Below are 18,568 nucleotides of genomic sequence, written 5' to 3' on the forward strand. Positions count from 1 at the left end.
TTAGGCATGCCCTTAATGTATGTGACTTTTTAAAACGCCCTTATTTAAAGGTGTTATTTTACATAGCTAAGCAATCCGCCTTTTAGGCTTAAGGCTTTATGCCCTTTTTCTTGTAACAACTCTGCTGCCTTGTTGCTTCTTATTCCGCTCTGGCAATAACAAAGAAAACAAGTGTCATTATTAAATTCGCTTAAGGTGTTTTCCAATTCGTTTAAAGGAATATTTCGGCCGCCAAGATTAAAGGCACGGTGTTCTTGCTCTGAGCGTACATCCAAAATCACATAGCTTTCTGAGTTAAGAAGTTCATCAAACTGCTCTTTTGTGATTTCATTTTTATTGTTGTTAACAGCACAGCTTGGCAGTTGATAATACTCGGAAAGTTGATCGGTCTTAGCTGGTGTTTCTCCACAGCATAGGCAGTCGCTACAGCGAGCTAGCTGAATTTTTCTGAAGCTTAATTGCATGGCATCGACTAATAATAAATTGCCATCAATAGGGCTTTTTTGCCCAGCTAATAACTTTAATGCTTCATTTGCTTGCAAGGTACCTAAGAGACCCGGTAGTACACCAATGACACCCGCCGCATTGCAGTCATCAATATTTTGTGGGTAATCAGGAAATAAACACCTAAAACAGCCTTTACCTGGACTAAAAACAGCACACTGGCCACTGTATTGATAGATGCTGGCAAAGACCCAGCTTTTTTTAAGTTCAAAGCATAGGTCATTAATTAGATAGCGGGTTGCAAAATTATCAGTGCAGTCGAGTACTAGGTCGACTTGTCCGATCAATTCTTTGGCGTTATCGCGACCAAAACGGCGTGTATCTGCAACGACTTCAATATGGGGGTTTAGTGCTTTTAAGCGGGTGGCACCGGCTTCGGCTTTCGCTGAACCTAGGCTTTGGGTATCGAATAAAATTTGACGCTGTAAATTGCTGACATCGACATGGTCATGATCAATCAGAGTGATATGGCCTACCCCTGCTGCTGCAAGATAAAGTGATACCGGTGAGCCTAAGCCTCCGGAGCCCACAATCAGCACTCGGCTTTGTTTGAGTTTACTTTGCCCCTCTGCGCCAAATTGAGGTAGCTGGATATGCCGAGCGTAGCGATTCCACTCGTCGCCAGAAAAAAGGGTTTTAGTAGGACTGTTGGTAGGCATCGATCTGCTCCTTGTACACGCTCGCAGTCGCTTCTGGGGCTGCTGCTAAGGTAATGGCGGTAATCATAGCGATACTGTCTGCCCCAGCTTCAAGCATGGGCTGAATACGCTTGGCATTGATGCCACCAATGGCCACTAAGGGGTAGTCTAAGCAGGTGCGCCAGTAACTAAAACCTGCTGGCCCATGAGGTATCCACGGCATATCTTTACTCGTGGTTGGATAAACAGGCCCTACAGCAATGTAGCTAGGCTTGTAGTGATGAGCGCGAGCAACTTCATAGTGGCAGTGAGTGCTTGTGCCTAAGCGAAGGCCTGCTTTGCGAATAGCGTGAATGTCGGCTTCGTCTAAGTCTTCTTGGCCTAGATGAACGCCGTAGGCCCCGTGTTTTATCGCTAGTTGCCAGTAATCATTAATAAATAAGCGACACTTATACTTGTGGCCAAGGGCGATCGCTTCTTTGATCTCAGCTTCTAGGGCTTCGCCTTCTAAGTCTTTAACCCGCAGTTGGGCAGTGGTAATCCCCAAAGGCAATAGCCGTTTTAGCCACTGAGTGCGTTCAATAACAGGATAAAGCCCAAGCTTAGTGTTATTGCACTCAGGAAAGGAGCCGTGTTTTAGGTCGTCTTTGACTTGGTGCAGGTGAGGCAGATCTTGTTGTTCTATTGGGAAAGACTGAGGTGCTAGAGGGCCTGCACCAGCTTGCCCGATCACCGAATAAGCATGTCTCAAGCTCTGGTTGATCGTCATCTTAGCGATAACGACGGCATCGTAGAGGCTGTACTCTAAGGCGAGAGCACTGGCGCATGCAGAGGCCATACAGCAACCGGTGCCACGTGTGTTTGTATTTGCTTGGCGCGCTGAACTTAACCAGAAGCTGCGCTTTCCATCACTAAAATAGTCTTGAGACCAAGCGTTTTGTGCGTCGTTAACATGCCCGCCTTTTATTAAAACGGCTTGAGTACCGAGGGCGAGTAATTCTTGGGCGGCGCTTTTAATGGCGTCTTCACCGTTGATAACTTTACCTAATAGTCGCTCTGCCTCAGGTAGATTCGGAGTAAGCAGGTAGAGTTTAGGCATCAGCTGCGCTTTAAATTGCGCGATAAACTCGGCATCCCATAGGTTGTTACCGGCACTTGCAGCCATAACTGGGTCACAGATAATTGGAGCGGTTTGATGCTTTAATGAGTTACCAATCAGCTTAAGCTGACTCTTGTCGCCAATAAGGCCAATTTTTATAGCGGCGTATGCATGCTCTGCCTGAGAATGGCAGTTTAATTGGCTTTCTAATACGGCATCACTGACGGGGTTTAATGCATTGAAGTGCTTGGAGTTTTGGGCAGTTGTTGCCGTACAAATACTAAGAGCGTGAGCGCCAAGCGCTTCGGCTGTACGGCAATCCATACTTAGGCCTGCCATTGCCGCACTATCGTTGCCGCCTATACACAAAATACTTGGGCGTTCGCGTTTGCTCATTCACTTGTCTCTATGATTAGTTTTGGTGCCAAAAAGGGGTGCCTAAGGTGGGGGTACTGGGGGCTGCTAGGTCTTTTTCTGGCATTACACCCGCTTCATAACCTAGGCGACCGGCTTCAAGAGCGTGGGCAAAAGCGCGAGCCATTTTTACTGGGTCTGCAGCTTTAGCAACGGCTGTATTAAGCAGTACGCCATCAAAACCCATTTCTAGGGCTTGAACTGCGTGTGAAGGCGAGCCGATACCGGCATCAACAATCATGGTGATGTCGGGCATGCGCTGGCGCAACACCTTAAGCGCATAGGGGTCGGTTAAACCACGGCCTGTACCAATCGGGGCCCCCCAAGGCATGAGAATTTGACAGCCGGCTTCGACTAATTTTTCGCACAGAACAAGATCATCGGTGCAATAAGGGAAGACTTCAAAGCCTTGGCTGATGAGCTCTTTTGTTGCTTCAAGTAGTTCAAAAGGGTTTGGCTGTAGGTTGTAATCATCGCCAATGACTTCGAGTTTTAACCACGTAGTGCCAAATAACTCGCGTGCCATTTGCGCGGTTGTTACCGCTTCTTTTACGCTGTGGCAGCCGGCGGTATTGGGCAAGATATTTAAATTGAGCTCTTTTAGGTAATTCCAAAATTCTTGGCCGCCCCCCTGTTCGGGTTTTTGACGGCGCAAGCTAACAGTCAGCACCTCAGACTTGGACGCCTTAATCGCATCGACCATAATTTGTGGTGAAGGGTACAGCGCAGTACCAATTAATAAGCGGCTATCGAGTTCTTTGTCGGCTAGAGTCCACATCCTTAGCCTCCTTGCATGGGTGATAAAATTTCCACACGATCACCGTCTTTAAGCTCGGTGTTGTTGTACTCACTGCGAGGAATAAACTGCTCGTTAATGGCAATGGCAAAAGGGGCGTCACCTGTGACCGCGGTGCTAATCAGCTCACTTAAGGCGCTGGAGCTAAGTTCTTGTTGTTGATCATTTAGGATGATGTTCATAAATATCTTATTTACGGTGTTGATATCCGCTGCTCTTTGTTTGTTACGCTGTTTTAGTATTCTTGGTTTTCAGGTAGTTGGTTTTGGATGCTGTACCAACTGGCTTTTTGCGATACCCAAATATGGTGGCTCTCTTTGCTGTCAGGCTGAGTGTCAAGGCTACCAAGGCGTAAAATAATGTCTTCGCTGCCTTCTCGCTTGGCGTAAATTTGAGTACCGCAGTGTGAACAGAAGTACCTAAATTTACCCGGTGACGATTCATGGTTATTGAGTGCTTCTTGCCCAAAGAGCTTAAAGTTTTGCTCTTTTACTGCTGCCACACTAGAGAACGCTGCTCCATGTGCCTTCTGGCAGGTCTGGCAGTGGCAGTGCACAATGTCACCAGGCTGCCCTATTATTTGGTAGTTAATGCTTCCGCATAAGCAGCTGCCAGAGTTCATCTTTTTAAGTCTCACTGCTTATCGGTGCTATAACGTCGTCATTAAAAGATTGGTTTTTTTCTTGTATGTGAGCAATTACTTGCTCACAAATAGCTGGAGCGAGAAGGTAGCCATGGCGAAAGAGGCCGTTAACTCGCATCAAGCCTTGGCTGCATTCGACTTTGGGTAAGTTGTCTTTGAGAGCAGGCCGGCAGTTGCTATCCATTTTAATGATTCGGGCTTCGGCAAAACCACTGTGTAGGCTGTAAAGGGCCGACAGTAGTTCTAAGGCTGAACGTACGCTCATTGCGGACCAGTCTTCACTTTCTATCTGAGTCGCGCCAATAATGTAAATATCATCTTTGCCAGTTGGCACTAGGTAGAGTCGATAGCGTGGATGCATAAGGCGCACAAGGCGCTTAATGTTCACTTCGGGGGCTTGTACCCACAGTACTTCACCACGCACGGCACGTACATCTTGCCACTGAGGCTTCGCGCCTGTGCCTCGGCAATCGATCACCCAGTCAAAACGCTCTGCGTTACCGTTGCTAACAATAGTATGCGCTTCAGCACGATCGACAGCATGTTGTTCGCGCCAAGCAACACCGTTTTCGATAGCTTCGTTGGCAAGTGCTTGCATACTGTCAGAGGCGCTAATCCATGCCTCTTCGGGGAAATACATAGCAGTTTGGAAGTGCTGAGCGAGTTCGGGCTCGAGAGCAGTTAAAGCGCCTTGGTCGAGTTTTAATTGTTGTTCAGGGCTAGGCTGTATGCTGTGTCTTAGCTGGCTTTCAAACTGTTGTAGTTCGGCAGCATCAGCAGGATGAGCCACTAAAATACTGCCTTGTTGCTGATAGCGAACAGGCTGCTTGAGCTGCTTAATGATAGCTGGCCAGAGTTGCAAAGAGCGTAAACCAAGCCGGTAAATTGGCAGCTCTGCTGCCTCGGCTTCGGCGTAAGGGGTCAGCATACCTGCAGCTGTAAAGCCTGCAGCTTCGCCACTGTAACGAGTGTTTTTATCAAACACCGTTACTTGGTGGCCAAGTTGATTGAGCTGCCAAGCCAAGAGCCGACCCATTAGGCCGGCACCTGCGATGCCTATGTTAAGGCAAGTTGCCATTATTTGGCCTCGGTATAAATCTCAGCGCCTTGCGCCAAAAATTCTTCCGACTTTTGTTTCATGCCTTCTTCGGCGGCTTTTTGCTGTTCGCTGTAGTCGCGGACTTCCTGAGAAATCTTCATTGAGCAGAACTTAGGGCCACACATGGAGCAGAAGTGAGCCACTTTGGCGCTGTCTTTAGGCAGGGTTTCATCGTGAAATTCACGGGCACGATCAGGGTCTAAACCTAGGTTGAACTGATCTTCCCAGCGGAATTCAAAGCGAGCTTTACTGAGCATGTCATCGCGGTAGCGAGCACCGGGGTGTCCTTTGGCGATGTCGGCAGCGTGGGCAGCAATTTTATAGGTGATGATGCCTTCTTTAACATCATCACGGTTAGGCAGGCCAAGGTGCTCTTTAGGTGTGACATAACAAAGCATGGCGCAGCCGTACCAACCGATCATCGCGGCGCCGATGCCACTGGTAAAGTGGTCGTAACCTGGAGCGATGTCTGTGGTCAGTGGGCCTAAGGTATAGAATGGTGCTTCATCACAGCATTCTAACTGCTTGTCCATGTTCTCTTTAATTAAGTGCATGGCAACATGACCTGGGCCTTCGATCATAACCTGTACGTCGTGCTTCCAAGCGATTTTGGTCAATTCTCCGAGTGTTTCTAGCTCACCAAATTGTGCGGCATCGTTGGCATCGGCCAAAGAACCTGGGCGCAGACCATCACCCAAGCTGAAGCTTACGTCGTAAGCTTTCATGATTTCACAGATTTCTTCAAAGTGGGTGTAGAGGAAGTTCTCTTCGTGGTGGGCAATACACCACTTGGCCATGATAGAGCCACCACGGCTAACGATACCGGTGACACGATCGGCGGTTAGCGGTACATAGCGCAGCAATACACCGGCGTGAATGGTGAAGTAGTCAACGCCCTGTTCAGCTTGTTCAATCAGGGTATCGCGGAAAACTTCCCAGTTTAGGTCTTCGGCGACACCGTTTACTTTTTCAAGCGCTTGATAAATAGGTACGGTGCCGATGGGCACGGGGCTGTTACGTACAATGTAGTCGCGGGTAGCGTGAATGTGCTTACCGGTTGAAAGGTCCATAACGGTGTCACCACCCCAGCGGATAGACCAAACTAGCTTTTCTACTTCTTCTTCAATACTTGAGGTTAATGCAGAGTTACCGATGTTGGCGTTGATCTTCACTAAGAAGTTACGGCCAATGATCATGGGTTCCAATTCGGTATGGTTGATGTTCGCAGGGATAATTGCGCGACCTTCAGCCACTTCTTTACGTACAAATTCAGGCGTAATTGGCTGTAGGTTTGCGCCCCAGCTGTGGCCTTTTAGACGCTCGTTGCGCTCATCAGTGGTGAACTCATTACTTAAGGCTTCGCGCGCTTGGTTTTCGCGAATGGCAATGTATTCCATCTCTGGCGTGATAATACCTTTGCGAGCGTAGTGCATTTGGCTGACGTTGCCGCCGGCTTTGGCGCGGCGAGGTTTGCGCTGTAGTTTTTCGTTGAAGTAGGCAAAGCCGCGAATTTCATCGGTGTGGCCGTTATCAATAGGTTTGATCTCTCGGCCTTCGTATTCTTCTGTATCACCGCGTGTTTCAATCCATTGGCTGCGAATATCAGGCAGACCTTCGTGCACGTTGATGTTGGCATCTGGGTCGGTATAAGGGCCGGAGCAATCGTAAACCGTGACGCTGGTGCCATCGGTCAAGGCGATTTCACGCATAGGTACTTTAACGTCGGCAATGCTTTCGCTTTGTACGTATACCTTGCTGCTGGCCGGAAGAGGCTCGCGGGTGATAATGGATTGCGCATCGGCGCTATTGATGTCGGTCTTGCTGTTCATAAGTCACTCCGCCATGGGTCAAAAACTAGCAGGCGAGAGCGGAACAGGGAGGGGGCACGCAGCCCAAACCAAGCTCTTCCCTACGCCGATACTAGTCGGATCAGGTAATACGGGTCCGCGATTGAGTTAGATCTCTACTGCGTCTCAGCACAAGGCTCCCCGAGAGTTGGCGCTATTTTAGGGGGAAAGCGGGTGGGGGGCAAACAATGATGAAATACTGAGCTTATAAATTGGGGATTTGCTTATGTCTTTGTCTCAAGCGCCACAGCAAAACTCGTATGCTTGTGGCGTTTGATCGTTCTCTGGAGGGGGTTATTCTATTTCGCCCCTTTCATATATTGCATACAAGGTTGTGCTTTCTGAGTTTTCGGCTTTATGTAATGCAATTGCTTCCATATAGTTTGTGGCCCCATGCTTATTACTGAAATCAATACGAATATTTACCCTCTCGGCGTCTTTTAGGCGCGAGAACAGTGGAATTTCGGTTAGGTTTAGCTGAGATAGCTGGCCATCGGCATGTAATGTATAGCTATGGTAGGCCTCATTAATCGATAAGGTTACTCTTAAGCTAAGCAGCTGATGGTTATTGCCATTGAAATTCAGTGTTTCTTCACCGCTTAGTTCATCCTTATGATAAGAAACGGTAATAGGCGTAGGGCTTATTATCGGGGGGCGGGCATAGGTGTCACTTAAGTTGGTTTTATTGAGGAGGAAGCTTTGGCTTGAGGCTGGCCAAGAAGGGTACTCTTCAAGCCAAGGCATAAGTGGGGCGCTATCAGGGAGCTTCTGGGCTTCAATATATTCAATAAAACTAGGCTCTGCCTCAATTAACCAAGGTTTGGTAATGTCAGTTGTCCTGTATTCTAACAAGGCGTGTTCGTTAGTATCGGTAAAGCTGATCACACTAAAACGCTCTGGGTTTTGTATAAGCATTACATTAGAGGGGGAGACTCCATTGTTGGTGCTTGGGTGGCCTTCTAGTTCGTCACTACTGTTATCGGTGATATCCAGCTCAGAAAAATAGTTCTGGTTCTCGATGAGTTCAGCAGTATGTGTAGTTACTGAACTGGCATCTGAAGCGGTGAGAATAAAATCTCCTGCAATAATCTCTCTATGAAAGTCGGGGTTGTCGCTGGGGACGTCATGGTTGCTATACGCAATAAATGTTTGACGTCTATCTTCATGGTTTTCGCATAGGGTGAGAGTATGACCAAAGGGGCCGGCATACACAGCTTGCCCGTGCGCGTATAGCGTGACGTTAGGGTAATCGTTAGATTCTATTGCTACATTAATTTGCTGGCAGTCACAACTGAGTTCATCGACCTTGCGAGATGAAGCGTTAAGCGCCTCTATGTTTACGGAGCCGTTAGTTAAATCACGATATTCAACTATTTCTTCGCCATTACTTGGGTCGTTAAAGTCGGCGATAAGTGTAAATGCCTCTCCCATGGGGGCTGTAAGTTCAATGTTGTTGGGAGACTGGCCTGGCTCAAATAAAATTGTTCGCTCTCCGTGCTCATCAATTTGTTCTAGCTTCATATTAGTTACTAACGGATCACCACAAATATCATTTGGGATATCCAACTCTACTTTAAGCTTGGCTATTGGGCTTGGGCTTGGGCTTGGCGAGGTCTCTGGGCTGGCGCTGGCGGCAGGACTTGGTTGTTCCGAAGGTGTTGCTTTGCTGTTGCCACCACCTCCGCCACAGGCGCAGAGGCTAAGGGCTAAAGTACTTACTATCAGTTTTAAGTTAGGCATATTGAATCGTGTTTTAAATAATTTGGGATTTGTTTTTGCTCGAACTTAGAGCTTTGCCTATCGCTTTGCAAGTAAAACTAAACCTTACTTGCGCTATATCGTTTTATTGTCTGTGCAATCGTTTTTTATGTATTTACTTAGTGTTGATTGCAGCTACACGAGGTAGGTTTTGGGGGCGGGTAGGGATGATGAGCCAAGGTGGGCTTGGCTCTGAGGGCGGTAGGCTTATTTCTTAAATAACTTACTATCACTAATGCTCATCAAAAATGCAGATACCACAAAGGTCATATGGATAATGACGTACCAAAGTAGTTTGTCATTCTCTATATGCTCTAAATCCATAAACTTTTTGAGTAGGTGGATGGATGAGATGGCGACAATGCTGGCCGCGATTTTTGCTTTTAGAGAGGAGCTATCCATCTTGCCGAGCCAGCCGAGTTTTTCGTCTTCGTCTGCAACGGTGAGAGTAGATACAAAATTTTCGTAACCGCTCATCATTACCATGACCAAGAGGCCACCGACCATGGCGATATCGATTAGCGACAAGATATGCAGAATCAAGTCGGCTTCTTTTATGCTCATGATATGGCTAAATAAATACCAGACTTCTCGAAAGAACATGATCGCAAGGGCGATGACGGCAAAGCTTAAGCCAAAATAAATTGGCGCCAGTAGCCAGCGCGAACGGTAGAGTAATTTTTCGAAGGTGCTTTCCATGATGTATTCCTATAGCGGGAATTAAACAGTTACTTATTACTGTCTAGTTCAACTTGTTCGTTCAGTTCTTTTAACCAAAATAAAGTGCCGCCTGTGACGGCCGCTGGCATGGCAAAGATATTAACAATGGGGATGACCGAGCAGGTCATGATGCAGCTGCCAAAACCTAAACTCGAACCCATTCGATTCCACAGTGAAAGACGCATATGAGAAAAGCGCACCTGATGGTTGTCGGCAGGGTAGTCGGCATATTGTATGGCCATAGACCACGCCCCCCAGAGCATGCCAATTAGTGGTGCAAGCAGTTGTATTACCGGAATAAAACCAAGCATGATCATCAGGAGTATGACTAGAAAACCACGCCCTAAAAAATAAAGCAGCTTGGAGAACTCTCGCATAAGTACCCGCGGAATCATCCGGCCTAGGCTTTCGGGTGGAGGTTCGGTGCCAGTTAGTAATTTTTCGGTATTCTCGGCCAATAAGCCATAAAACGGCGCCGCGACAATGTTGGTAATAACATTAAAGGAGTAGCCGTAAATAATTAAGAAAAAGACGCCAACAATAAACCAGACAAACCACGCAAAGGGTTCGACCCAAGGCTGAATAGATTCTGGAATCCAGCCTGTCCCTTCGTTAAATACTGTCCAGAAATAGCTTAATAGCACGCTAGTTAGAACAAAGAATAAAAGACAGTTGATCAGCAGCGGTACTAAAATATAGGGGCGCAGCTTAGGGTGCATTAATAGGCGCGCGCCTTCAAACATATAGCGCGCACCACTAATAATATTATTGTTGGGGCAGTTGATGGGCATTAGCCGCGAGCACCTGCTGCGACAAGTGCGCTGCGGTAATCGTCGCTTGTTGTATGCTCGGCAATAACATTCAGCAAGTTTAAGCCCTGAGTGTTGGTGGCGTTAATATCGTGCCCTGCTTCAACAAAAAAGCCGACAAACGTCGAAAAATTTTCTGCTTTCATGCCACGGTAAGCTCGCTCGAGTAGGGCGTAGTCGGTATTGATGCCTTCGCGCTCGTTAATTTCCAAAAAGCTTTTTACTCGCTGGTCGTCAAAGACTTCACCCAGTACCTTTTGCTTGTCTTTTTTTAAACTCATCCTAATTTCTCTTTTAAAATCTTATTCAATTGTTGCGGGTTGGCTTGGCCTTTGGAGGCTTTCATACATTGACCAACAAAGAAACCGAGCATTTTGGGTTTTTTATCTTCGGCTGCGGCGCGATAATTTTCTACTTGTTTGTCGTTGGCGGCGATAACATCATCAACGATCTTTTCTAGTGCACCACTGTCACTTACCTGCTTTAAGCCTTTGGCTTCGATGATACTGTCCACTTCGCCTTCACCATTCCACATGGCATCAAAGACGGTTTTAGCAATCTTATTGGAGATGGTGCCGTCTTTAATGCGGACAATTAGGGTGCCTAGTTGTTCACCGTTAATTGGGGCGTGATTAATGCTGAGTTCCTCTGTATTTAAGCGTGCACTAAATTCACCCATCAGCCAGTTGGCGCTGAGCTTGGCGTCTTTGCTGGTCTCTGTGCAGCTTTCAAAAAGCTTGGCCATGGAGGCGTCAGCACTTAGCAGGTCGGCGTCGTAGCTGCTGAGTTTGTACTGTTCTTCAAAGCGTTGTTTGCGGGCTTCGGGGAGCTCGGGCAGGCTTTGTTTAACGGCTTCGATATAAACTTCGTCGACGTGCACCGGTAATAAATCGGGGCAGGGGAAGTAGCGGTAGTCGTTGGCTTCTTCTTTTGAGCGCATGGAGCGAGCGGTGTGAGTATCGCCGTTGTAGAGGCGAGTCTCCTGAGTGATGCTGCCGCCGTCTTCGAGCACCTCAATTTGGCGCTCTACTTCTTGCTCAATACAGCGTTCCATAAAGCGGAAGCTATTGAGGTTTTTGGTTTCGGTGCGCGTGCCGAGTTTTTCTTCGCCGGCAGGGCGAACACTGATGTTAACGTCAAAGCGCATGGAGCCTTGGCTCATTTCGCCATCACAAATACCCAGTGAGCTGACAAGGCTGTGCATCTTGCGAGCAAACGCAACCGCTTCTTCAGCATTGCTAATGTCAGGCTCAGTGACCACTTCAATAAGTGGCGTGCCAGCGCGGTTTAAATCGATTCCACTCATGCCGTGAAAGTCTTCGTGCAAGCTCTTTCCGGCATCTTCTTCTAGGTGGGCGTGGTGTAAGCGAACGCGTTTTGTGTTTTCTCCAACCTGAATGTCGAGATGGCCGCCGATAACAATGGGCTTATCCAGTTGTGTGGTTTGATAGCCCTTAGGCAAATCGGGGTAGAAGTAGTTTTTGCGTTCAAAAACACTTTCTGTACCAATTTCGGCGTCGACTGCAAGACCAAACATGATGGCTTTGCGGAAGGCTTCTTCGTTGGCCACCGGCAAGGTGCCAGGCATAGCCAAATCAACGAGGCTAGCTTGGGTATTGGGCTCGGCACCAAAAGCGATGCTGGAGCCTGAAAATATTTTAGTATGAGTGTTGAGCTGGACGTGAATTTCCAGGCCAATAACGGTTTCCCACTGCATGGTCAAATTCCTAGTCTATGTCGCTCGGTGCAAGCGTGTGGAAGTTGGTCGCTTGCTGGAAGCGGTGAGCGGCATTAAGCATGGTGCCTTCTTTGAAGTAGTTGCCGATAAGCTGTAGGCCTACGGGCTTGTTATCTACTAAACCACACGGAATGCTCATGCCGGGTAAGCCTGCAAGATTGGTGGCAATGGTGTAGATATCTTCGAGGTACATGGCGATAGGGTCATCACTTTTAGAGCCAAACTCAAAGGCCGGCGAGGGTGATGTGGGGCCAATAATTAGATCAACCTTGTCAAAGGCCTGATCGAAGTCTTGTTTCATCAAGCGGCGTACTTGTTGGGCTTTACGGTAGTAAGCATCGTAATAGCCAGCACTTAAGGCGTAGGTGCCAACTAAGATACGGCGCTTCACTTCTTCGCCAAAGCCTTCTCCGCGAGAGCGTTTGTAGAGGTCTTCGAGATCGGCGGGATCGTCACAGCGGTGACCGTAGCGCACGCCGTCAAAGCGGCTTAAATTGGCCGATGCTTCTGCGGGGGCAATCACATAATAAGCTGGTACGGCTAAGTGGGTGTGCGGCAGGCTGATGCTGACAATCTCGGCGCCAAGCTGCTCGTAAACTTTGATGGCTTCTTGTACGGCTTTTTCTGTCGCTGGATCTAAACCTTCACCGAAGTATTCGTCAGGCACGCCAATACGTAGGCCCTTGATGTCATCGTTGAGGCTGGCACTGTACTGAGGCACATCCTGATCGATGCTGGTAGAGTCTTTTTTGTCAAAACCGGCCATGGTCTCTAGCATGAGTGCCGCATCTTCTGCTGTGGCAGCCATGACACCTGCTTGGTCGAGGCTTGAGGCGAAGGCAATCATGCCCCAGCGGCTGACACGACCGTAGGTAGGCTTGATACCGGTGACGCCACATAGTGCTGCCGGTTGGCGAATAGAGCCGCCGGTGTCGCTGGCGGTGGCGGCTGGCGCTAAGCGAGCTGCCACACAAGCGGCAGAACCACCGGATGAGCCACCCGGTACGCAGTTGCGGGCCCACGGGTTGAGAACCTTGCCGTAATACGAGGTCTCGTTGGAAGAGCCCATCGCAAACTCATCCATATTGGTTTTACCTAGTGTAACGGCACCGGCATTGAGGTAGTTCTCAACGATGGTGGCGTTATAAGGCGCAACAAAGTTGTTGAGCATTTTTGAGCCACAGGTCGTCAGTACGCCGTCAGTACAAAAAATATCTTTGTGGGCGATAGGCAAACCGAGAAGAGGGGCTGTTTCGCCAGCGGCGCGTTTGGCATCAGCGGCCCTGGCTTGTTCTAGGGCTAGATCTTCGGTAACGGTAATAAAACTGTTGATCTCGCCATCTAAGCGCTTGATGCGATCAAGGTAGTGCTGGGTCAATTCAACGCTGGAGAATTCACCAGCATTGAGTTTTTGTATTTGTTGAGCAAGGGTTAGCGTATGCATTGCGGGTTTCCGAGCATGATTCCTAGCGGGGCAGCTAAGCTGCCTTTATAGAGTCGATATTAGTCGATTACTTTGGGCACAAGATAGAGGCCGTTTTCTACGGCCGGAGCGATGTTTTGCATCTTCTCGCGCACGTTCGTTTCGCTGACTGAGTCAGCACGTAAACGCTGAACTGCATCAAGTGGGTGAGCCATTGGGGCAACACCCTCTGTGTCTGCAGCCTGCAGCTGGTCTACAAGTGTCAGCACTTCGGTAATGCTCTTTGCGGTTTCATCGGCAACGTCGGCACTGATTTCCACTCGCGCAAGATGAGCAATTTTTTGAATGTCGGAAGGGTTCACTTTTTTCTCCGAGTCCTTGGCAAAAGCCCATGCTTCTGCTCTGTGAAAAAGCTTCTGCCTCAAGGCAGAAAGGCCGCTAAGTTACCATATTTACGTCTTGCCCAAAATCCCCAGCGTTGTTAGAGTGCCTGCATCTTTTATATAGGTCTAAGTTACGATCCAATTGTGGTCATAATGTGACAAAAATAAGACCTTCAGGAACAAGCGATTCACGATGTTAAAAAAAGTCAAAGGTCTGTTCTCTAACGACCTGTCCATTGATTTGGGGACGGCGAACACGCTGATTTATGTGCGTGGTCGCGGCATAGTATTAAATGAGCCTTCCGTGGTTGCGATCCGCAATCACAATGGTCAAAAATCAGTCGAAGCTGTAGGTGAAAGCGCTAAGCGCATGCTTGGTAGAACACCTGGCAATATTACCGCTATCCGCCCGTTAAAAGACGGCGTGATTGCCGACTTTCAGGTGACCGAGAAAATGCTGCAGCACTTTATTCGCAAAGTGCATGAAAGCAGCTGGTTCCAACCGAGTCCTCGTGTTCTGATCTGTGTGCCGTGTTTATCCACTGAAGTAGAAAAACGAGCTATTCGAGAGTCTGCTCTTGGTGCTGGAGCGCGCGAGGTGCATTTGATCGAAGAGCCAATGGCTGCAGCGATTGGTGCCGGTCTTAAAGTAGAGCAGGCTTCTGGTTCTATGGTGGTGGATATCGGTGGTGGTACCACTGAAATAGCCATCCTGTCACTAAATGGCGTTGTGCTTTCAGACTCTGTGCGTATAGGTGGAGATCGATTTGATGAGGCGGTTGTTAATTACGTTCGTCGCAAGTACGGCAGTGTGATTGGTGATGCAACTGCAGAGCGCATTAAGACCGAAATTGGTTGTGCGCACACTGAGAGTGAAGAGTTGGAGATCGATGTTCGCGGTCGCAACCTTGCGGAAGGTGTACCTAAAAGCTTTACGCTAAGCAGTGGCGAGATTCTTGAGGCGTTACAAGAGCCTCTTGCAGGTATTATGCAGGCGATTAAAAGCGCGCTTGAGCTTAGCCCGCCAGAACTGGCTTCCGATATTGCTGAGACCGGTATTGTCTTAACCGGTGGTGGTGCTTTATTGCGTGATCTTGATAGGCTGATCGCTGATGAGACCGGTTTACCTGTGATTGTTGCCGATGATCCTCTTACTTGTGTTGCTCGTGGCGGTGGCATTGCTCTTGAGGTGATGGAAACACAAAAGATTGATTTAGCTATTTAGCTACATTTCTTGGGCCTTTGCTAACGAGGAGCGGCGTATTAAACCGATTTTTCGCAAGGGGTCTTCCTCTGTTGTACAGCTAATTATCTGGGCGGGTGCTGCTTTAGCACTCGCCTTTTTGTTTATCTATGCCCCGTTGTTTTCTTCTGCACGAAGTATTGCTGTTGATATCAGTGTGCCCTTCCATTGGTTAAGTGATTTGCCAGAGCGTACGGGCCTTTGGGCCGATGATAGGCTTAGCTCTCGTGCGGCTTTGATCCATGAGAACCAAGCTTTGCGCTCTGAAAACTTAATTCTCAATCAAAAATTGCAAAAAAACGCTGCGTTAGAGGCTGAGAACTTTCGCCTTCGTCAGTTGTTAAATGCTTCCGATGCTGTACAAACGCGTGTCTTGATTGGTGAAATTGTTGGTGTTGCTCCGGATCCTCAGGTTCATAAGGTGCTGATTAATCGCGGTAGTAATAATGGGGTTTATGAGGGACAGGCTGTGCTGGATGCCTTTGGGCTTATGGGGCAGGTTGTTGAGGTTGGCGAGCAGCAGAGTGTGGCGCTACTTATCACTGATGCAACACATGCCCTTCCTGTGCAGGTCAATCGCAATGGGGTTCGCCTGGTTGCCGATGGTGTTGGTACGCTTGAGAGTTTAATTTTGAGGCATGTTGCTAATACGGTTGATATTCAGGTTGGTGACTTGTTAGTCAGTTCTGGTTTGGGCTTGGTATTTCCTGCGGGGTATCCGGTGGCGGAGGTTACTGAAGTGGAGGTGGATCCAGGTCGTGCTTTCGCTCGAGTTAAAGCGGCACCCAAGGCGCAGATGAATCGCAGTCGTCATGTTCTGCTTGTTTTTGAAGATAAAAAGGGCGGCTAATGGTCATTCGCCGCCACCCCTTACGCTTTTTTATTGTTTTTACCTGTGCGTGTTTAGCCTCCCTGTTATTTGCGATTGTGCCTCTATCGCCGGCCTTAAGCCCTTTAAGGCCCGAGCTCGTGTGCTTGGTTGTCTTTTTTTTCCTGCTTTATTGCCCTCAATATTTGAGCCTTGCCTTGGTTTTTTTCGTAGGTTTGTTGCAAGATCTTGTTGAGCTAGGAATTTGGGGGGCACACGCTTTTGCCTTGGTTATGAGCGCTTATATTATATTAAGCGCCGAGCACCGCCTTCGTAGCTATGGGGTTTGGCGGCAAACACTTTGGATAAGTGTATTAATTGGATTACATCAGGTGCTGGTGAATTGGGTGCAGGGGCTTGCGGGTTATGCCGTTGCTCCTCATGTGCTACTTTGCTCAGTGTTGAGCACCTCCATTTTCTGGCCTTTTATGTACTTATTAGCACCTAAGCTCTTACGTTTATTGAGGTTGGCTTAATGACGTTGCTTAAGTGTTTAAACTTGAATTCAGGCTCACCTCGTAGGCGAGAGCTGCTAGACCAAATCGCTGTGCCCTACGAGGTAGTTAGCGCTGAGATTGATGAAACGCCTTTTGCAGGGGAGCATGCTCAAGATTATGTCTTGCGTTTAGCCGAGGCCAAGGCTCGTGCCGGTTACGAGTTGTTAGCGGATGCCCCTTGCTTAGGCTCGGATACATCGGTTGTTTTTACGGCTACGGCTGATGGTACGGAGCTGATTATGGGCAAGCCTAAAGATCAGCAAGATGCAGAGCGAATGCTCAGCTTACTTTCTGGCACTTGGCACAGTGTGTTCAGTTCGGTATGTATATTTGATGGCACTAAAGCATATTGTCGAGTGTCAGAGTCTAGAGTGCGCATGCGAAAATTAAGCAAGGCCGAAATACTACGTTATTGGCACTCTAAAGAGCCTTTGGGTAAAGCCGGTGCTTATGCCATTCAAGGTTTAGGTGCCATGTTTATAGAAGAGCTTAAGGGGTCCTATTCTGGCGTGATGGGTTTGCCTTTAGCAGAAACGGCCGAATTATTGGATTTAATGGCGCTTAAGCATGGTTTAACGGCTTAAGCGTTAATAGGGAAAATTATGAGTGATGAGATACTGGTCAATGTTGGGCCAACTGAAACACGTGATGCTCTGGTAGAGAACGGTGTTTTACAGGAGGTTTATATTGAGCGTGTTCACAGTAAGGGCTACGTAGGTAATATTTACAAGGGTAAAGTCGTAAGAGTGCTGCCGGGTATGCAGGCGGCATTTGTCGATATTGGCCAAGAGCGCGCGGGTTTTATTCATGTCGCCGACTTATCTCCTCGTGATGAAAATGGTGTAGAGATTCGCTTAAATGAACAAAGCGATATTCGAAATTATTTACGCCAAGGCCAAGAGCTTGTTGTTCAGGTTATTAAAGATCCTATTAGCACTAAAGGTGCGCGTTTAACGAGCCACTTGAGCATCAGTGCACGCTATTTGGTCTACATGCCTTATACCGCTCATGTTGGTATTTCTGCTCGTATTGAGGATGACAGTGAAAGAGAGCGCTTAAAAAATGCGGTGCATGAGCTTTCAGCTGAATATAAAGATGAGTACAACGTAGGCGGCTTTATTGTGCGTACTGCTGCGGAGTCTGCCACGGTTGAAGATTTTCGTGCAGACATTCCTTTTGTGTTTCGCGTCTGGGGCGACGTTGAAGAGAAGATAAAAAACACTCAGGCCCCAGCTGTTGTTTATGAAGACATGCCGTTGTATATGCGTACTATTCGGGATTTGATGCGACCAAATATTGAGAAGGTTCGCATCGACTCACGAGAAGCGTTTCAGCGCATGCAAAGTTTTGCCAAGCACTATGCGCCTGAAATTGGCTCAAAACTCGAGCATTACCCCGGCGAGCGACCTATTTTTGACTTATACGGTGTTGAGAGTGAGCTGAGTAAGGCACTAGAGGTAAAAGTTGGTTTAAAGTCGGGTGGTTATTTGCTTATCGAACAAACTGAGGCAATGACAACCATTGATGTGAATACCGGCGCTTTTGTTGGCCATCGAAATTTAGAAGAAACTATTTTTAAAACGAATTTAGAAGCCGCTTCTGCCATTGCTCGACAACTGCGTTTACGCAATATTGGCGGCATTATTATTCTCGACTTTATTGATATGCTCGACGAAGAGCATCAGCGCCAAATTTTGCGCACTTTAGAGAAGAACCTCGATCGTGATCGTGTCAAAACCAGTATTACCGGTGTTTCCGAGCTTGGGTTGGTGGAGATGACACGCAAGCGTACCAGTGAGTCATTAACGCAGATGTTATGTGAGCCCTGTCCTGTCTGTCAGGGGCGCGGGAAATTAAAGTCTGCTGAAAGTATTTGCTACGAAATATTTCGTGAAATTCTGCGTGAAAGCAGGGCTTATGAAAGTAAGAATTTTATGGTGCTCGCATCACAAGTTGTTATTGATCGCTTGCTTGATGAGGAGTCCGCTAATGTTGCCGATCTGGAATTATTTATTGAAGGAACAATACGGTTTCAGGTAGAAGGAATTTATCATCAGGAGCAGTACGATATTATTCTCTCTCAATAGGT

General features: G+C 47.9%; 19 protein-coding genes and 1 riboswitch. Of the genes, 5 read left to right on the forward strand and 14 right to left on the reverse strand.

From position 1 onward, the window contains the following. Window positions 1–53: 53 nt before the first annotated feature. The 14 genes from moeB to gatC form a co-directional block, all read right to left on the reverse strand. Window positions 54–1,163 (reverse strand): molybdopterin-synthase adenylyltransferase MoeB, encoded by a 1,110-nt coding sequence (gene moeB / locus AB1S55_RS08395; RefSeq protein ID WP_370981359.1) that lies wholly within the window; start codon window positions 1,161–1,163, stop codon window positions 54–56. Further along, window positions 1,141–2,637, reverse strand: coding sequence for a thiamine phosphate synthase (gene thiE, locus AB1S55_RS08400; RefSeq protein WP_370981360.1), 1,497 nt, complete (start codon window positions 2,635–2,637; stop codon window positions 1,141–1,143). Before thiE ends, moeB begins: the two co-directional genes overlap by 23 nt. A gap of 16 nt (window positions 2,638–2,653) precedes the next feature. Further along, complete coding sequence (locus AB1S55_RS08405; protein WP_370981361.1) at window positions 2,654–3,433, reverse strand: thiazole synthase; 780 nt, start codon at window positions 3,431–3,433, stop codon at window positions 2,654–2,656. A 2-nt stretch (window positions 3,434–3,435) separates the two neighbouring features. Then, window positions 3,436–3,633: a sulfur carrier protein ThiS gene (gene thiS / locus AB1S55_RS08410; RefSeq protein WP_370981362.1), complete on the reverse strand. Its 198-nt coding sequence runs from the start codon at window positions 3,631–3,633 to the stop codon at window positions 3,436–3,438. A 53-nt stretch (window positions 3,634–3,686) separates the two neighbouring features. Further along, window positions 3,687–4,073: a GFA family protein gene (locus AB1S55_RS08415; RefSeq protein ID WP_370981363.1), complete on the reverse strand. Its 387-nt coding sequence runs from the start codon at window positions 4,071–4,073 to the stop codon at window positions 3,687–3,689. Window positions 4,074–4,077: 4 nt separating this feature from the next. Continuing rightward, a complete protein-coding gene (thiO, locus tag AB1S55_RS08420) occupies window positions 4,078–5,172 on the reverse strand; it encodes a glycine oxidase ThiO (RefSeq protein ID WP_370981364.1) in 1,095 nt (364 codons plus the stop codon). Continuing rightward, window positions 5,172–7,022 (reverse strand): phosphomethylpyrimidine synthase ThiC, encoded by a 1,851-nt coding sequence (gene thiC / locus AB1S55_RS08425; protein ID WP_370981365.1) that lies wholly within the window; start codon window positions 7,020–7,022, stop codon window positions 5,172–5,174. The genes thiO and thiC overlap by 1 nt, the downstream gene beginning before the upstream one ends. A gap of 60 nt (window positions 7,023–7,082) precedes the next feature. After that, window positions 7,083–7,194: riboswitch (TPP riboswitch) on the reverse strand. Window positions 7,195–7,334: 140 nt separating this feature from the next. After that, window positions 7,335–8,780 carry a hypothetical protein gene (locus AB1S55_RS08430; RefSeq protein WP_370981366.1) on the reverse strand — a complete coding sequence of 482 codons (1,446 nt, stop codon included), beginning with the start codon at window positions 8,778–8,780 and terminating at the stop codon, window positions 7,335–7,337. Window positions 8,781–9,005: 225 nt separating this feature from the next. Next, window positions 9,006–9,497: a TIGR00645 family protein gene (locus AB1S55_RS08435; protein ID WP_370981367.1), complete on the reverse strand. Its 492-nt coding sequence runs from the start codon at window positions 9,495–9,497 to the stop codon at window positions 9,006–9,008. A gap of 29 nt (window positions 9,498–9,526) precedes the next feature. Beyond that, a complete protein-coding gene (gene cysZ / locus AB1S55_RS08440; protein WP_370981368.1) occupies window positions 9,527–10,309 on the reverse strand; it encodes a sulfate transporter CysZ in 783 nt (260 codons plus the stop codon). After that, complete coding sequence (locus AB1S55_RS08445) at window positions 10,309–10,608, reverse strand: PA4642 family protein (RefSeq protein WP_370981369.1); 300 nt, start codon at window positions 10,606–10,608, stop codon at window positions 10,309–10,311. The genes cysZ and AB1S55_RS08445 overlap by 1 nt, the downstream gene beginning before the upstream one ends. Then, on the reverse strand, window positions 10,605–12,044 hold the full coding sequence (gatB, locus tag AB1S55_RS08450; protein ID WP_370981370.1) for an Asp-tRNA(Asn)/Glu-tRNA(Gln) amidotransferase subunit GatB: 1,440 nt from the start codon (window positions 12,042–12,044) through the stop codon (window positions 10,605–10,607). The genes AB1S55_RS08445 and gatB overlap by 4 nt, the downstream gene beginning before the upstream one ends. 10 nt (window positions 12,045–12,054) lie before the next feature. Continuing rightward, complete coding sequence (gatA, locus tag AB1S55_RS08455) at window positions 12,055–13,509, reverse strand: Asp-tRNA(Asn)/Glu-tRNA(Gln) amidotransferase subunit GatA (protein WP_370981371.1); 1,455 nt, start codon at window positions 13,507–13,509, stop codon at window positions 12,055–12,057. Window positions 13,510–13,568: 59 nt separating this feature from the next. Continuing rightward, complete coding sequence (gene gatC, locus AB1S55_RS08460; RefSeq protein ID WP_370981372.1) at window positions 13,569–13,850, reverse strand: Asp-tRNA(Asn)/Glu-tRNA(Gln) amidotransferase subunit GatC; 282 nt, start codon at window positions 13,848–13,850, stop codon at window positions 13,569–13,571. 214 nt (window positions 13,851–14,064) lie between these two features. Between gatC and AB1S55_RS08465 the strand changes: the two genes are divergently transcribed. From AB1S55_RS08465 to rng, 5 genes are all read left to right on the forward strand, one after another. Continuing rightward, a complete protein-coding gene (locus tag AB1S55_RS08465; protein WP_370981373.1) occupies window positions 14,065–15,096 on the forward strand; it encodes a rod shape-determining protein in 1,032 nt (343 codons plus the stop codon). 118 nt (window positions 15,097–15,214) lie between these two features. After that, the gene (gene mreC, locus AB1S55_RS08470) at window positions 15,215–15,964 is read left to right on the forward strand and encodes a rod shape-determining protein MreC (RefSeq protein WP_370981374.1); all 750 of its coding nucleotides are present in this window, start codon (window positions 15,215–15,217) and stop codon (window positions 15,962–15,964) included. Next, on the forward strand, window positions 15,964–16,458 hold the full coding sequence (gene mreD / locus AB1S55_RS08475; RefSeq protein ID WP_370981375.1) for a rod shape-determining protein MreD: 495 nt from the start codon (window positions 15,964–15,966) through the stop codon (window positions 16,456–16,458). The genes mreC and mreD overlap by 1 nt, the downstream gene beginning before the upstream one ends. Further along, window positions 16,458–17,063 (forward strand): nucleoside triphosphate pyrophosphatase, encoded by a 606-nt coding sequence (locus tag AB1S55_RS08480; RefSeq protein WP_370981376.1) that lies wholly within the window; start codon window positions 16,458–16,460, stop codon window positions 17,061–17,063. The genes mreD and AB1S55_RS08480 overlap by 1 nt, the downstream gene beginning before the upstream one ends. Window positions 17,064–17,081: 18 nt before the next feature. Then, window positions 17,082–18,566, forward strand: coding sequence for a ribonuclease G (gene rng, locus AB1S55_RS08485; protein ID WP_370981377.1), 1,485 nt, complete (start codon window positions 17,082–17,084; stop codon window positions 18,564–18,566). Window positions 18,567–18,568: the final 2 nt, after the last annotated feature.

Source organism: Agaribacterium sp. ZY112, from assembly GCF_041346925.1.
Taxonomy (GTDB): Bacteria; Pseudomonadota; Gammaproteobacteria; order Pseudomonadales; family Cellvibrionaceae; genus Agaribacterium.

Coding starts and splice junctions, on each gene's coding strand:
- rng (WP_370981377.1), top strand. CDS start 17,082: ATGAGTGATGAGATACTGGTCAATGTTGGGCCAACTGAAACACGTGAT.
- AB1S55_RS08405 (WP_370981361.1), bottom strand. CDS start 3,433: ATGTGGACTCTAGCCGACAAAGAACTCGATAGCCGCTTATTAATTGGT.
- gatB (WP_370981370.1), bottom strand. CDS start 12,044: ATGCAGTGGGAAACCGTTATTGGCCTGGAAATTCACGTCCAGCTCAAC.
- AB1S55_RS08465 (WP_370981373.1), top strand. CDS start 14,065: ATGTTAAAAAAAGTCAAAGGTCTGTTCTCTAACGACCTGTCCATTGAT.
- thiS (WP_370981362.1), bottom strand. CDS start 3,633: ATGAACATCATCCTAAATGATCAACAACAAGAACTTAGCTCCAGCGCC.
- thiE (WP_370981360.1), bottom strand. CDS start 2,637: ATGAGCAAACGCGAACGCCCAAGTATTTTGTGTATAGGCGGCAACGAT.
- moeB (WP_370981359.1), bottom strand. CDS start 1,163: ATGCCTACCAACAGTCCTACTAAAACCCTTTTTTCTGGCGACGAGTGG.
- AB1S55_RS08435 (WP_370981367.1), bottom strand. CDS start 9,497: ATGGAAAGCACCTTCGAAAAATTACTCTACCGTTCGCGCTGGCTACTG.
- AB1S55_RS08415 (WP_370981363.1), bottom strand. CDS start 4,073: ATGAACTCTGGCAGCTGCTTATGCGGAAGCATTAACTACCAAATAATA.
- thiC (WP_370981365.1), bottom strand. CDS start 7,022: ATGAACAGCAAGACCGACATCAATAGCGCCGATGCGCAATCCATTATC.
- gatA (WP_370981371.1), bottom strand. CDS start 13,509: ATGCATACGCTAACCCTTGCTCAACAAATACAAAAACTCAATGCTGGT.
- cysZ (WP_370981368.1), bottom strand. CDS start 10,309: ATGCCCATCAACTGCCCCAACAATAATATTATTAGTGGTGCGCGCTAT.
- mreD (WP_370981375.1), top strand. CDS start 15,964: ATGGTCATTCGCCGCCACCCCTTACGCTTTTTTATTGTTTTTACCTGT.
- AB1S55_RS08445 (WP_370981369.1), bottom strand. CDS start 10,608: ATGAGTTTAAAAAAAGACAAGCAAAAGGTACTGGGTGAAGTCTTTGAC.
- AB1S55_RS08480 (WP_370981376.1), top strand. CDS start 16,458: ATGACGTTGCTTAAGTGTTTAAACTTGAATTCAGGCTCACCTCGTAGG.
- AB1S55_RS08430 (WP_370981366.1), bottom strand. CDS start 8,780: ATGCCTAACTTAAAACTGATAGTAAGTACTTTAGCCCTTAGCCTCTGC.
- thiO (WP_370981364.1), bottom strand. CDS start 5,172: ATGGCAACTTGCCTTAACATAGGCATCGCAGGTGCCGGCCTAATGGGT.